Source organism: Pyxidicoccus sp. M6 (genome assembly GCF_055568925.1).
In genome coordinates, this window is record NZ_CM145714.1 from 11,567,539 (window position 1) to 11,580,699 (window position 13,161).

General features: G+C 68.7%; 15 protein-coding genes. 7 read left to right on the forward strand and 8 right to left on the reverse strand.

Going from position 1 to position 13,161, the window contains the following annotated elements:
• Positions 1-70 precede the first annotated feature (70 nt).
• The 5 genes from ACVTJA_RS45465 (at position 71) to ACVTJA_RS45485 (ending at position 4,436) form a co-directional block, all read left to right on the forward strand.
• The gene (locus ACVTJA_RS45465; protein ID WP_465830204.1) at positions 71-1,105 is read left to right on the forward strand and encodes a pectin acetylesterase-family hydrolase; all 1,035 of its coding nucleotides are present in this window, start codon (positions 71-73) and stop codon (positions 1,103-1,105) included.
• 72 nt (positions 1,106-1,177) lie between these two features.
• Positions 1,178-1,813 carry an FAD-binding protein gene (locus ACVTJA_RS45470; protein ID WP_465830205.1) on the forward strand — a complete coding sequence of 212 codons (636 nt, stop codon included), beginning with the start codon at positions 1,178-1,180 and terminating at the stop codon, positions 1,811-1,813.
• Positions 1,756-1,989 (forward strand): BBE domain-containing protein, encoded by a 234-nt coding sequence (locus ACVTJA_RS45475; protein WP_465840671.1) that lies wholly within the window; start codon positions 1,756-1,758, stop codon positions 1,987-1,989. Before ACVTJA_RS45470 ends, ACVTJA_RS45475 begins: the two co-directional genes overlap by 58 nt.
• A gap of 110 nt (positions 1,990-2,099) precedes the next feature.
• The gene (locus ACVTJA_RS45480) at positions 2,100-3,110 is read left to right on the forward strand and encodes a MerR family transcriptional regulator (RefSeq protein WP_465830207.1); all 1,011 of its coding nucleotides are present in this window, start codon (positions 2,100-2,102) and stop codon (positions 3,108-3,110) included.
• An 18-nt stretch (positions 3,111-3,128) separates the two neighbouring features.
• On the forward strand, positions 3,129-4,436 hold the full coding sequence (locus ACVTJA_RS45485; protein ID WP_465830209.1) for an MFS transporter: 1,308 nt from the start codon (positions 3,129-3,131) through the stop codon (positions 4,434-4,436).
• Between the two features lie 122 nt (positions 4,437-4,558).
• Here the strand turns inward: ACVTJA_RS45485 and ACVTJA_RS45490 are convergent, their stop codons facing one another.
• Positions 4,559-5,380 carry a helix-turn-helix domain-containing protein gene (locus ACVTJA_RS45490; protein ID WP_465830210.1) on the reverse strand — a complete coding sequence of 274 codons (822 nt, stop codon included), beginning with the start codon at positions 5,378-5,380 and terminating at the stop codon, positions 4,559-4,561.
• A gap of 146 nt (positions 5,381-5,526) precedes the next feature.
• Here ACVTJA_RS45490 and ACVTJA_RS45495 point away from each other — a divergent pair, with 146 nt between their 5' ends.
• On the forward strand, positions 5,527-5,934 hold the full coding sequence (locus ACVTJA_RS45495; RefSeq protein WP_465830212.1) for a hypothetical protein: 408 nt from the start codon (positions 5,527-5,529) through the stop codon (positions 5,932-5,934).
• Position 5,935: 1 nt separating this feature from the next.
• On the opposite strand, the gene ACVTJA_RS45500 is transcribed toward ACVTJA_RS45495, so the two are convergent.
• Entirely contained in the window at positions 5,936-7,924 is a 1,989-nt protein-coding gene (locus tag ACVTJA_RS45500) for a S9 family peptidase (RefSeq protein ID WP_465830214.1), read from the reverse strand.
• A 93-nt stretch (positions 7,925-8,017) separates the two neighbouring features.
• Entirely contained in the window at positions 8,018-8,197 is a 180-nt protein-coding gene (locus ACVTJA_RS45505; RefSeq protein WP_465830216.1) for a hypothetical protein, read from the reverse strand.
• Positions 8,198-8,590: 393 nt separating this feature from the next.
• Here ACVTJA_RS45505 and ACVTJA_RS45510 point away from each other — a divergent pair, with 393 nt between their 5' ends.
• Positions 8,591-9,148 (forward strand): hypothetical protein, encoded by a 558-nt coding sequence (locus ACVTJA_RS45510; protein ID WP_465830217.1) that lies wholly within the window; start codon positions 8,591-8,593, stop codon positions 9,146-9,148.
• Between the two features lie 113 nt (positions 9,149-9,261).
• Here ACVTJA_RS45510 and ACVTJA_RS45515 read toward each other — a convergent pair whose 3' ends face one another.
• From ACVTJA_RS45515 to ACVTJA_RS45535, 5 genes are all read right to left on the reverse strand, one after another.
• Entirely contained in the window at positions 9,262-10,194 is a 933-nt protein-coding gene (locus ACVTJA_RS45515) for an ROK family protein (protein ID WP_465830219.1), read from the reverse strand.
• Between the two features lie 16 nt (positions 10,195-10,210).
• Positions 10,211-10,762, reverse strand: coding sequence for an NADPH-dependent FMN reductase (locus ACVTJA_RS45520; protein ID WP_465830221.1), 552 nt, complete (start codon positions 10,760-10,762; stop codon positions 10,211-10,213).
• 2 nt (positions 10,763-10,764) lie between these two features.
• Positions 10,765-12,135, reverse strand: coding sequence for a phosphomannomutase/phosphoglucomutase (locus ACVTJA_RS45525; protein WP_465830223.1), 1,371 nt, complete (start codon positions 12,133-12,135; stop codon positions 10,765-10,767).
• An 85-nt stretch (positions 12,136-12,220) separates the two neighbouring features.
• Entirely contained in the window at positions 12,221-12,577 is a 357-nt protein-coding gene (locus ACVTJA_RS45530; RefSeq protein WP_465830225.1) for a hypothetical protein, read from the reverse strand.
• The gene (locus tag ACVTJA_RS45535) at positions 12,535-13,116 is read right to left on the reverse strand and encodes a CotH kinase family protein (RefSeq protein ID WP_465830226.1); all 582 of its coding nucleotides are present in this window, start codon (positions 13,114-13,116) and stop codon (positions 12,535-12,537) included. Before ACVTJA_RS45535 ends, ACVTJA_RS45530 begins: the two co-directional genes overlap by 43 nt.
• Positions 13,117-13,161 lie beyond the last annotated feature (45 nt).

Consider the following 13,161-nt stretch of genomic DNA (forward strand, 5'->3'; position numbering starts at 1 on the left):
TCCACGGCTCCCGGGCGCGTGCCCAGTCGGTGATTGCCCGAAGCCCTGGTGGCGGGGACACTTCCGCCCCATGCGCAAGCTCCTCCTGAGCCTCCTCTTCGCTTCGCTCCCCTTCGCCCTCACCGCCTGCGGTGACGACGACAAGGACGAGACGCCCATCGACACCACACCCGCGGCGTGGACCTGGGTGGACGTCCCCGGCACCGAGTGCGGCAACGGCGAGCAGACCGGCATCGGCGTCAACCCCGACGAGGGGAGCACGGACCTCTACATCTACCTGCAAGGGGGCGGCGCCTGCTGGGACGAGCAGACGTGCTTCACCCTGCGCAGCGCGGCCAACCTGACCACCGGCTACAAGGCGGCCCAGTTCCAGACGGAAAACACCAAGAGTGCGTACATGTTCGACCGGGAGGAGGGCACCAACCCCTTCCGGGACATGTCCTACGTCTTCGTCCCCTACTGCACGGGCGACGTGCACGCCGGCAACGCGGTGCAGACGTACGGCTCGAGGCAGGTGCACCACAAGGGCGCGAGCAACATGCAGGTGGTGCTGCCGAAGCTGGTGGCGACCTTCCCGGGTGTGAAGCGCGTGTTCCTCGGGGGAGGTAGCGCGGGCGCGTTCGGCGCGCAGTTGAACTACGAGCGCGTCGCCGCCGCGTTCCCGAACGCCGAGGTGCACGTGCTCGCGGACTCGGGGCAGATGGTGACACCCGCGGGCTCGCTCTACAGCACGTGGCTCACCAACTGGAGCCTGACGCTTCCGGCCGCGTGCACCCACTGCGGGACGGACTTCACGCGCTTCCCCGCGTACCTCGCGGACACGTATCCGAAGTCGCGCTTCGCGCTGCTCGCGTGGAGCCGGGACAACGTGCTCAGCTCCTTCTTCGCCTACCCCGCCGCGACCTTCGAGACGCAGACGCTCAACCTGCTCTCGTCATCGTATGACGGGAAGGCCAACGCGAAGTACTTCCTGAAGCGCGGCACGCAGCACACCTTCCTCGGCGCGCTCGAAACCACCACCAGCACCACCGGCGTGGCGCTGGAGGACTGGGTGCAGCAGTGGGTGGACGGCAGCGCGTCCTGGAGCAACGTGCTGGAGCCGTGAGCGTCAGCAGCCTCGGTACACGTCCGTGCATGGGCCAGGATGTCCCCTGGCCCGAGCACGGGGTGTGCCTTCATGGAACTCGACCACGACGCGAAGCATGCCGAGCTGCGCAGACGTGTTGCAGCCTGGGCCCAGCGGCCCGACTCGGACTTCGCGCGGCTCCAGCTCACGCGCCAGCAGGCCACGGAGTTGCTGTGGGAGACGTGCGGGCGGCTCGTGCTGCCGTGGGACGCGGACCATGACCGGCTGCGCGCGGTGGCCTACGCCAACTTCGAGAACGTGCGCCCCGCCGCCATTGGCGTGTGCGAGTCCGTGCACGACGTGCGCTGCTTCCTGAAGTTCATCCGCGAGCAGCAGCGCACGAATCCCTCCTTCCGCTGGGTGCCCCGCACGGGCGGCCACAGCACCGCCGGCTACTCCACCGTGGACGGCGGGTTGATGTTGGACCTGCGCGGCCTCAACGACATCTTCGTCCAGCCCGAGCGCAGGCTCGTCCACGTGGGCCCCGCAGTGCAGATGCGCGACTTCTACCGGACCCTGCGCGTCTTCGGCCTGTTCGCCCCCGGGCCTTCGCCTTCCTGGACCAGTGGCTCGAGCTCGGCGAGCCGTGGACCAACCACGAGGCCTACCAGAACTACCCGAAGCCCTACATCACCCACTGGCAGCGCCGGTACTGGGCCGAGTACTACCCGCTGCTCCTCTGGGTGAAGCGGAAGTACGACCCGGCGAACGTCTTCGCCTTCGAGCAGAGCCTCGGCGCCGGGGGCCACGCCACGGAGCCCACACTGGCGGACCTCGGCGAGCTCGTGCCCGAGGTGGCCGCGAGCCTCCGGGAGCCCATCTCCGCTCTGGATGGGCCGGGCGCCACCTCCGACGTCGCATGAGCCCGCCTGGCGGCTCTCCGTCCTTCCGGAGCCACCCTCCAGGCATTCAGGGCTTGAGCCTGACGTAGCGTCAGGGTTCAACCTGCCGGCCAGGACGGGAGGACACGGGGATGAGAATCGGGGAGCTCGCGAAGCATTCCGGGCTGACGGTGCGGACGCTGCACCACTACGACGCCATCGGCCTGCTCAAGCCCTCGGACCGCACCGAGGGTGGGTACCGAATCTACGGGCAGGCCGACATCGCGCGGCTGCACGCCATCCAGGCGATGCGCCAGTTGGGCCTGGCGCTGGAGGACATCGGCCGGCTGCTGGACGACGGCGGGGCCACGCTCCCCGTCATCGTGGAGCAGCAGCTGCGCGCGGTGGAGCGTCAAATCGAGCAGGCCACGCGGCTGCACACGCGGCTGAACCTGATTCTCAACAGCTTCTCGGCCGGGCAGCAGCCGGAGACGCGGGACTGGCTCGCCAGCCTCCGGCTGATGAACACCTTCGACAAGTACTTCAGCACCGACGAGCTGAAGCTCCTCTTCGGCCGCTGGAAGCTCATCAACGACGACATGGCGGCGCTGATGGCGGAGGTTCGCGGCGTCATGAAGGCCGGAGTCCCTCCCGAGAGCCTGGACGTGCAGCCCCTGGCCCACCGCTGGATGAACCTCATGGGCATCTGGATGGAGGGGAACTTCGACCTCATCCGCCGCTGGGGCGAGATGTACACGCGGGAGCCGTCGGCCCGCAGCGCCAAGGGCCCGGACATGACCATGGTCGGCTACATGGACCGCGCCATCCAGTTGCGGCTGGCCGCCTTCCTGCGGCACTTCACCCTCGACGAGGTCAAGCGCCTGAGGCTCGTGCCGCCCTCGGAGTGGGACGCGCTGTCTCTGACCGCGGAGGAGCTGATGCGCCAGGACGTGCCCCACGGGGACTCAAGGGCTCGGGCGCTCGGGCGCGAGTGGCTGGCGTTGATGAACCGCGTGGCGGACCACGACGCCGTGCTGCTCGACAAGCTGCTCGCGGCCTACCGCCTGGAGCCGGTGGTGGCCGCGGCGTCAGTGCTCGCGGCGCCGGTCCGACAATACCTGGCGAGTGCGGTGCAATCCGCGCTTGACCCTATCGCAGCGTAAGGCCCGAGGCTTCTCGCCATGAATCCGAATCACGACGGCCCGCCCCGTGCGGGCCTGTTTCAAGACCGTAACTTCAAGTGGATGTTGAGCGGCAGCGTCATCTCGATGCTGGGCGACCAGTTCACCATGATTGCCCTGCCCTGGCTGGTGCTCATGATGACCGGCGACACGCTGGTGCTGGGCCTGGTGCTGGGCATCATGAGCGTGCCGCGCGCGGTGTTCATGCTGGTGGGCGGCGCGGTGGTGGACCGGTACTCGCCCAAGCGGGTGCTGATGTGGACCAAGCACGTGAGCACGGTGCTGCTGCTCGCCCTGGCCGCGCTCGTCTACACCGGGCGCGTCTCGACGGGCTCGCTCTCCGTGCTCGCCTTCGGGCTCGGCCTGGCCATGGCCTTCAGCATTCCCTCGGGCACATCCCTGCTGCCGCACGTGGTGAAGCCCCAGCAACTCCAGGCCGCCAACGGCGTGACGCTGGGCCTGCGGCAGTTGTCCATGTTCGCGGGCCCGCTGCTCGCGGGTGGGCTCATCGCCGCCTTCGGTGACGGGCATGCGGAGCGCGTCTCCGACCACCGGGGCCTGAGCTTCGCCTTCCTGTTCGACGCCTTCAGCTTCGCCTTCTCCGCGTGGACGCTGTCCAACGTGAGGACGACGGCACCGGCGAACACCACCGGCTCCGCGGCGGGACAGGACGTCTTGCAGGCGGTGTGGCAGGGCCTGAAGTGGTGCTGGAACGACCTGGACCTGCGCACGTGCTTCCTCTACTGGTCGGCCGTCGCGCTGCTCATCACCGGGCCCATCCAGATTGCGCTGCCGGTGCTCGCCAGCCGGCTTCCTGGCGAGGGCGCCGCGGGCTTCGGACTGCTGATGGGCTCGCACGGCGCGGGCACGCTGGTGGGCATGGCCGTCGCCGGTGCGCGGCCTGGCGCGCGGGCGCGCAACCTGGGCACTACGCTGCTGCTGGTGGACGGAATCGTGGGCCTGCTGCTCATTCCCATGGGGAGCATCACCGCGCTGTGGCAGGGCGCGGCGCTGCTGCTGACCATCGGCCTGCTGAGCGGCTTCATGCACGTGGCCGTCTTCACGTGGATTCAGCGCCGCGTGCCGCCGGCCATGCTGGGCCGGGCGATGAGCATCTTCATGTTCATCTTCATGGGGCTGGCGCCCATCTCCGCCGCGGTGACGGGCTGGGTGATGCGCGCCGTGACGCTGACGCAGGTGTTCGCCGCCAGCGGTGGATGCCTCGTGGCGGCGGTGCTGGTGGCGCTGGCCACGTCGCGCATCCGGAACATCTCGGATGCGCCCGTTGCGCCCGCCAGCGGGGGCTGAGTCCAATGTGGAAGCGCCCGCCGAGCGTTCCGGCGGGCCTGCCTCCGCGCTGATACGCCCGCCGAGGAGGACACGCACCGCGGCAGCTCAGCGGTGGACGGGTCCGCGAAGCGGTTATCGCCTCAGGCGTCCGCCGGCGTTCCCTCCGAGGCCACGCGCCGCAGCAGCTCGGCAGTGGTGCGGTCCGCGGGGAAGAAGGACTCAATCGCGAGCTCGGACAGGGTGATGTCCACGGGCGTGCCGAACACCGTCGTGGTGCTGAAGAGGGACAGCTGCCCGAAGCGCGTGTTCAGGAGCAGGGGCACGACGACGCCCACGGGCCCATCCGAGCCGTGGCCCTTCGGCCAGGCGCCTCCGCCAGGCGGAGGCATGGCGCGCAGTTCTTCATGGAGCGCGGCGAGCTTCTCGTCGGCGGTGACGTCCACCTGTCGGTGCAGGCGGGAGAGCACGTGGTTGCGCCACTGCGCGAGGTTGGCGATGCGCGGCGCCAGCCCCTCCGGGTGCAGGCTGAGTCGCAGCACGTTGACGGGAGGCTGGAGCAGCTCGGGCGGGATGCCTTCCAGCAGAAGGCCCACCGCGCTGTTGGCGGACACCAGCGTCCAGTACCGGTCCACGGCGAGGGCGGGGTACGGCTCATGGCCGGTGAGCACCATGTCCACCGCCTCGCGCGCGGGCTGGAGCTCGGGCTGGTCCAGGCCGGTCTCCGAGTAGACGGGAGCGAAGCCCGCGGCGACGAGCAGCGCGTTGCGCTCGCGCAGGGGGATGTCGAGCTCCTCCGCGAGGTGGAGGAGCATCTCCCGGCTCGGCTTGCTTCGGCCCGTCTCCATGAAGCTGACGTGGCGGGCGGACACCTCCGCGCGCAGGGCCAGGTCCAACTGGCTGAGGCTCCGTCGCTGGCGCCAGTTGCGCAGCATCTCTCCGACAGGGCGGCTCTGGGTCATCATGTCCGGAAACATAGAAGCGAGGGGTAGCGCCTCCAATTACCTCCCACGTAATTGAGACCGGACGGCGTGAAGCGCAATTTGGGTCCATCACGACGGCGGAAACGAAACCGCGCCGCCCGTGCCCCACCGAATTGGAGGAACACGCCATGACCGCTCTCACCTCTTCGAAGTCCCTGCTCGGCCGCTCGCTGCTCGTGGATGGCCTCATCAGCGGCGCCACCGGCGCGTTGATGTTCCTGGCCGCCTCGCCGCTCGCGGGCCTGCTGGGCCTGCCTGAAACCCTGCTGCGCGTCGCCGGCTTCAGCCTGCTGCCCTACGCCGCGCTGCTGGTGTTCATGGCGGTGCGACCCACGGTGTCGCGACCGCTCGTCTGGGGCATCGTCGTGGTCAACGTGCTGTGGGCCGTGGACAGCCTCCTGCTGCTGACCACGGACTGGGTGGCCCCCACCCTGCTGGGCTATGCCTTCACCGTGTTCCAGGCGGTGGCAGTGGCGGGCTTCGCCGCGCTCGAGTACGTCGGGATGCGCGGCGGGCGCACGGTGGTGGCCGCCTGAGCTACCGGCTCTTGCCGCCCGTCACCTTCACCACCGCGCTGGAGCCCGGCACCTTGTCGACGGTGAAGGGCTCGCTGCGGCCGCCCAGCGTCTCGGCCAGGAAGACCTCCATCCGGGCGAGCGAGTCGAGCAGGTTCTCCGGCCGGTCGAAGCCGTGCCCCTCGTCCGGATAGAGGACATACGTCGCCCGCTTCCCGTTCTTCGCCAGCGCCTGGAAGACCTGCTCCGCCTCCACCGTCGTCACGCGCGGGTCATTGCCTCCCTGGAGGATGAGCAGCGGATTCTGGATGCGATTGACGGAGTAGAGCGGCGACGTGCGCTTGAACCGCTCCGCGTCCACCGGGTCCTCGGGGTTGCCTACGCGCATGTGGAAGATGCCCCTCCACATCTCCAGCGCCGGGGGAATGGACGCGAACAGCGTGAAGATGCTGGACGGCCCGCTGCCGGACACCGCCGCCTTGAAGACCTCGGGATTGGACGTCGCGGCGACCATGGCCTCGTAGCCACCGAAGGAGCCGCCCATGATGCCCACCCGCTTCGGGTCCGCGATGCCCTGCTTCACCGCCCAGGCCACGGCGTCGAGCACGTCCTCGTGCATCTTCAGACCCCACTGCTTGTCACCCGCGTTGATGAACGCCTTGCCGAACCCGGAGGAGCCCCGGAAGTTCACGTCCAGCACCGCGTAGCCGCGGTTGGCGAAGAACTGCGAGAGCTTGTCGAAGCGCCACGTGGTGCGGTCCCACGGCCCGCCGTGCACGCTCACCAGCAGCGGCAGCCCCTTCGCCGGCACACCCGGCGGCAGCAGGAGGTACGAGGGCAGCTCCAGTCCGTCCCTCGCTGGAATCATGATGAACTGCATCTCGGAGAAGGTCCGCCCCTCCAGGTCCGCCCGCGTGGAGAAGAGCAGCGAGGCCTTCTTCGTCTTGCGGTCATAGAGGTGGAAGCGCTGCGGAGCGCGGTCGCTCACCTGCGACACCACCCACGTGGCGTCGGCCCTGTCGCGGCTCGTGACGGACAGCTCCCCGTCGAGCTGCTTCGCGAGCGAGTCGAAGTCCGCCTTCACGGAGGCGTCCAGCACCTGCCACTCGCGGCGGCCCAGCTGGTAGCCCACCGCCTGCACCACGCGCCGCGCCGGGTGGAAGAGCACGTCGTCCTGCTCCACGTCCACCTTCGGGCTCTCCGCCAGCACCTTCTCCGCGCCCGTCTTCAGGTTCTTCAGGACGAGCCGCTGGGTGTCCGCGCCGACGGACGAGAGGAGGTACGCCGAGTCCCCATTGGCCGTGAAGCCGAGGAAGGTGAAGGTGAAGCTGTCCTCGAGGCCCGCCCGGGCCAATGTGCGCCACGCGGAGCGCGTGGTGTCGCGCACGCGCAGCTCCGAGGTGCCGTCCTGCTTGCGGACGATGGCGCCGCGCACCTGGAGGGACGCGTCCGCCACCCAGCCCTGCACGTCACCCGGGTTCTGCGTGTCCAATTCCAGCGCGCCGGTGCGAAGGTCCAGCCGGTGCACGTCCGCCTGCCGCCTGTCGCGCAGGTTCAGGGCCACCAATACCTGTTGAGGGAACTTCGCCTCCACGGCGACGAGCTCGGCGTTGACGCCCTGGAACGGGGTGTAGTCGCGCACGTTCCCCGTCTCGAGGTCCACGCCGTAGACGTGAAAGTTCTCGTCACCCTCGCCGTCCTGGAGGTACAGCAGGGTGCGCCCGTCCTCGGCCCACCGGTAGATGCGGATGCCGCGCTTCTTGTCCGCGGTGACGGCCTTGTCGTCGTCCTTCCCCAGCGTCTTCACCCAGACCTGGAGGACCTGGTCCTTGTCCGGAGCCAGGTACGCGAGCCGCTTACCGTCCGGGGACAGCGAGGGGTCCGCCTTCTCCGGGTTCCGGGTGACGAGCTCACGCGGGAGCAGCGGAGGCGGCTCGGCGCGCGCGGAGACGGACAGGACAGCCACCATCAGCACGAGCATGGCGGCGCAACGGCGAAGCACTCTTTCCATGTGGGCACCCTGATGAAGAAGGGCGCGAAGGATGGAGCATCCGCCGGCGGGTTCAAGAGGCGGGAGGGCTTCGCTCAGCCCGCAGCGACGCTGTCACACGAGGAGCCAGCGCGGGCTCGGAGGCACCGCATCCGTCCCCAGGGCTTCGAGTGCAGCCGCTTCGAGCTCGTCGAGCGAGTCCGCCCGCCATGCCCAATGCTCGCCACCATGACGGGTGACGCGCGCCTCCCAGCTCTCACCGGAGTGGTAGAGGAAGACGGCTCGTCCAAGCACTTGAATGTGTTCGGGCCTGTACTCCAAGTGGCCTCCGTCGCTGAGAGGCGGCAGGGGGGCTGGCTCACGTGGAGTTGGCGGGATGGCCACGAGAATCCCGCAAGGGGCGAAGTAGAACCGAGGCCCGAACCAGAACCCCTTCGCTGCCAGCCGCCGTCCGAGCGCCACGAGACTGCGCTGGCGCTCATCGCTCGTGGGGGCATCCATGGGGTGACCATAGCAAGGGACGCGGTCATGCCGCGTTGTTCGCTCTCCTCCAAAGAAGCAGGCGAGCCGCTCGAAGGGCTCAAGCGGCATCGACGGCACCTCTGGTCAAGGCGATGATTCCGCAGCCAGTTCGCTGTCTGGGTAGACTCCGCCGGCGCGCTACGGTGCATGGAAGCGAGTCAATGCATGGCCACGCGCTACTGCCTGGAGGAACCCGTGCAGTCCGAGCTGGAGCTCTTCCAGATGGTTTGCCGCAGAGCGGGGATGTTCACGCCTCGCGGCACATTCGATGAAGTGGTCGCATTCATAGACGGCTTCTGCACCGCACGCTCGGGAGCGCCCCTCATCGGCTTCCGTGAATGGTTGGTGGTGCGCGTCTCCTTCGGGAACAACCTCCACTGGTCTGGGCTGGTCATGCACGAGGCCAGTCGGGAGACCGGCGAGTTGAAGGAGGCGGAGATGCGCTCCGAGAAGCACCAGAAGCATCTCCTGAAGACGCTGGCCCGACTCCTCGAGCAATTCTTCGAGGAAACGAAGGACCACGACGGACTTCGACGCACCTTTCTTCGTCACGAAGGCTGGCTCCGCGCACAGTCCTGGTACAAGGCAGGCTCGCCAGGCTTCATTGACCTTCCGTGGGCGGCCTCGGCCGAAAGCCGAGCTCCGGACGACGCATCACATTCAGAGCCTGTCCGGGCAGGCGCACGAACGAAGGTCCGCCGGCTCAAGAGAGAAGGCAGATAGCCACGTGGTGTCCACGGGAAGACCCAGCCCCCCATCGGTAACCGGCGGGCTCGACCACGCGTACGTGCTGGCGGACCTCTCGTTCCGTGTGCCCGCTCGGATGACCCGCTGCTTCAGGCCGCCAGCAGCGCCGCGCCGATGAGGCCGCTGTCGTCGCCCAGCTCGGCCTCGGTGATGAGCAGGCCCTCGCGGGACACCTGGGACGCCCAGCGCTGCACGCCCTCCACCACGCGGCGCTTCAGGCCCGGGCAGTTGGCGAGCACGCCACCGCCCAGGATGAGCCGCGCCGGGTTGAGCACCGTCACCTGGTTGGCCACCGCCACCGCGAGGAACTGCGCCGCCCGCAGGTACACGTCACGCGCCGGGCCGTCTCCCGCCTCCGCCGCCTGCTCCAGCGTCACCGGCGTCACCCGCGCCGCGTCTCCACCGGACAGCTCCGCCAGCTTCGGCGAGTCCCCGGCCGCGAGCAGCTCGCGCGTCTGGGCGATGAGGTTGTGCCCGCCCGCGTACGCCTCCAGGCACCCCAACTCACCGCAGCCGCAGCGCCGGCCACCGGGCACCACCTTGATGTGGCCCAGCTCGCCCGCCACGCCGCCCGCGCCGTCCAGCAGCCTCCCGTTGGCGATGATGGCGCTGCCCACGCCCGAGCCGACGAAGACGACGAGCATGTCGCTCGCCCCGCGCCCCGCGCCCGCGTGCAGTTCGCCCCAGGCCGCGGCGGCCAGGTCATTCACGATGCGGACCGGCTGGCCCAGCCGCGAGGTGAGCATCTGCCCCAGCGGTACGTTGCGCCAGCCGAGGTTGGGAGCCACCGACAGCACGCCCGAGTCCTTGTGAATCTGCGCGGCGGCCCCCACCCCGCAGCCGCCCACCTGCACTCCGGCGGACTTCACGGCGGCGGACGCGGCCTGGGCGATGGTCTCCACCACCCCGGCGGGACTGCGCTCGGCCAGGGCCACCTTCGACGAAGCGAGAATCTTCCCGCCCGCGTCCACCACGGCGGCACGGGCGAAGGTCCCTCCCAGGTCGATTCCCAGCGTCGGCATCGGCAACGTTCCTTTCTCAGCCCTTCAGCTTGGAGACCAACGCCGAGACCAGCGTGTCCACTTCCTTCAGCTTCGCCTCGTCCTTCAGCTTCCCTTCCGGCGTGAAGGCCTCCCCGGCCTTCGGCAGGTGCACCTGCGCGGGGAGCACGTGCGCCCCCACGCCGGACAGCACCTGCCGCAGGTGCGGCTGCATGCGCACCGTGCCGAAGGGCCCCGGCGAGGCCCCCATCATCGCCACCCACTTCTCGTGGAACAGCCGCCCCGGCGGACGCGACACCCAGTCGATGGCGTTCTTCAGCCCGCCCGGAATGGACGAGTTGTACTCCGGGCTGGAGATGATGAGCCCCTGCGCCTTGCCCAGCCGCTCACGCAACTCGGTGACGGGAGCCGGCAGGCCCGCCGCCTCCACATCCCCGTCGTAGAAGGGCAGGTTGAGCGCCTTCAGGTCCACCACGTCCACCTCCGCCCCGAGCGAGCGGGCATGGTGGACGGCGATGTCGAGCAGCTTCCGGTTGAAGCCTCCGGTCCGGAAGCTGCCGCTCACGGCGAGGATGTGGGGCGCCGTCATCTTCAGCCACCCACTTCCTTCTGCACCTTGGCCACGGTGCCCTCGATGAGCGCCTGGATTTCCTTCAGGCGCTCGGGCGTGTTGGCCTCGAAGCGCAGCACCAGGATGGGCTGCGTGTTGGAGGCGCGGATGAGGCCCCAGCCGTCAGGGAACGTCACGCGCACGCCGTCCACGTCGATGATTTTGTGGCCCGCCGCGCGCAGCGTCTCCGTGGCGCGCTTCACCATCTCGAACTTCTTCTCCTCCTTCGTGTCGAAGCGCAGCTCCGGGCTGGCGTACGTCTTCGGCACGTCGGAGAGCAGCTGCGACAGCGGCTTCGGCTCGTTGGTGAGGATTTCGAGCAGGCGCGCCGTGGAGTAGATGGCGTCGTCGAAGCCGAAGTAGCGGTTCTTGAAGAAGATGTGGCCGCTCATCTCGCCGGCCAGCTCCGCGTGCTCCTCCTTCATCTTCGACTTGATGAGCGAGTGGCCCGCCTTCCACATGACGGGCTTGCCGCCGTGCTTGGCGATGTCGTCGTACAGCGTGTAGCTGCACTTCACCTCGCCGACGATGGCCGCGCCCGGGCTCTCCTTCAGCACGTAGCGGCTGAAGAGCACCATGATCTGGTCACCCCAGAGGATGTTGCCCTGGTCGTCGATGACGCCGATGCGGTCCGTGTCGCCGTCGTAGGCGATGCCCACCTCGGCCTTCTCGCGCTTCACCGCCTCGATGAGGTCCTCGAGGTTCTCCACCACCGTCGGGTCCGGGTGGTGGTTGGGGAACGTCGCGTCCATCTCGCAGAAGAGGGGCACCACGTCGAAGCCCATGGCGCGGAACAGCGGCACCGCGACGGCGCCGCCCGTGCCGTTGCCGGCGTCGATGACGATGCGCATCCCCTTGCGGCCCATCTTCACCGTCTGCTGGATGAAGTGGTTGTACGAGGTGATGATGTCGAAGGGCTCCACCTTGCCCTTCTTCGTGCCCACCTCGAAGTCCTTCGCCTCGATGAGCTTGCGGAGGGCCTGGATTTCGTGGCTGTGGAAGGTGGTCTTCCCCGCGCCAATCTTGAAGCCGTTGTACTCGGGCGGGTTGTGGCTGCCGGTAATCATGGCGAGCCCGTCCACCGGCAGCGTGTTGGCCGCGAAGTACGTCAGGGGCGTGGGCACCACGCCGACGTCGAGCACGTTGAGGCCGGTGGACGTCAGGCCCGCGCAGAGCGAGTCACGGAAGCGGGTGGAGGACTCGCGGCAGTCCCGGCCGACGACGATGGAGCGCCCGCCCTGGCGCCGGATGATGGTGCCCAGGCCCTTGCCCAGCAGCTCCACCACCTCGGCGGTGAGGTCCTTGTCGACCAGACCCCGGATGTCGTACTCGCGAAAGATATGCGTGTTCATGAAGGTGTCCCCGCCCCCAGGATGCCAGAGGGCATGACAGAGGGCGGCGGACTCTACACGAGCACGGGGCCGGGCGGCACACTGCTCAGGGGCCGGGCTGACTCCTGAACGACTCGGCCCCCCGGGGCTCCCGCCCGTACGCCTCCCCGACGGCCAGCGGGGCGAACCAGAGCAGGTCCAGGGCCATCATCCCCGCCGAGTCGAACAGGCCCATCTCCGTCCGGGCCGGGTCCAGTGCCAGCTCGAAGGTGGCCACCTCCCCCGGCGCCAGCGTGCGGGTGGACAGTTGGGGGGCAAAGGGGACCCGGGTGTCCGCCGAGAGACGCAGGCCGCCCAATGCCACGGGGGCGCTGCCCCGGTTGTAGAGCTGGACCCAGAAGACGTGGGCCGACTTGCGCCCTACCCGGTCGATGACCAGGGGGCCCTGGCCATGCTTCTCCAACGCGTCCAGGTGGGCGAGCAGCCAGGCGCGGCGCTCACGGACGAAGCGGCGCAGGTACTTCGCGCGCTCTGCGTCTCGCGGCTGTAGATGAGGTAGCTGCGCGCGTCCTGATGTGTGTGATTGACGATGAAGGAGTCCAGCACCATCCAGGTGATGTAGTCGTCCAGCTCCAGACTCTTTCGCGCGAAGGACTCGAAGCGGTCCGGCGGCGTGCGGTTGAGGCCGTCGAGGAAGGTCCACAGCCGGTCCCAGGGCTCCTTCTCGTTCGTCTTCTTCTCCCAGCTCTCCATGTACGGCTGCTTGGGCGGCGGGCGCAGCTCGCAGTCGTGCATGCCGCAGCGGTAGATGTCGCCGTCGTCGTCCAGCCCGAGTGCCTTCAGGAAGTCCTTGGTGATGGACTCCACCTCCACGTAGACGCCCTCGTATCTGCCATTGAGATACAGATTGACGTAGCGGACGCGCGGCACGCGCAGGCCCAGGCTGGCCGCGGTGTCGTACCAGAGCTTCTCGGTGATGTAGCCACCGTCCTTCCAGCGCACAGGGCAAAGCGTTTCATGTCGCCTGCCCACAAGGGCAATTACCGC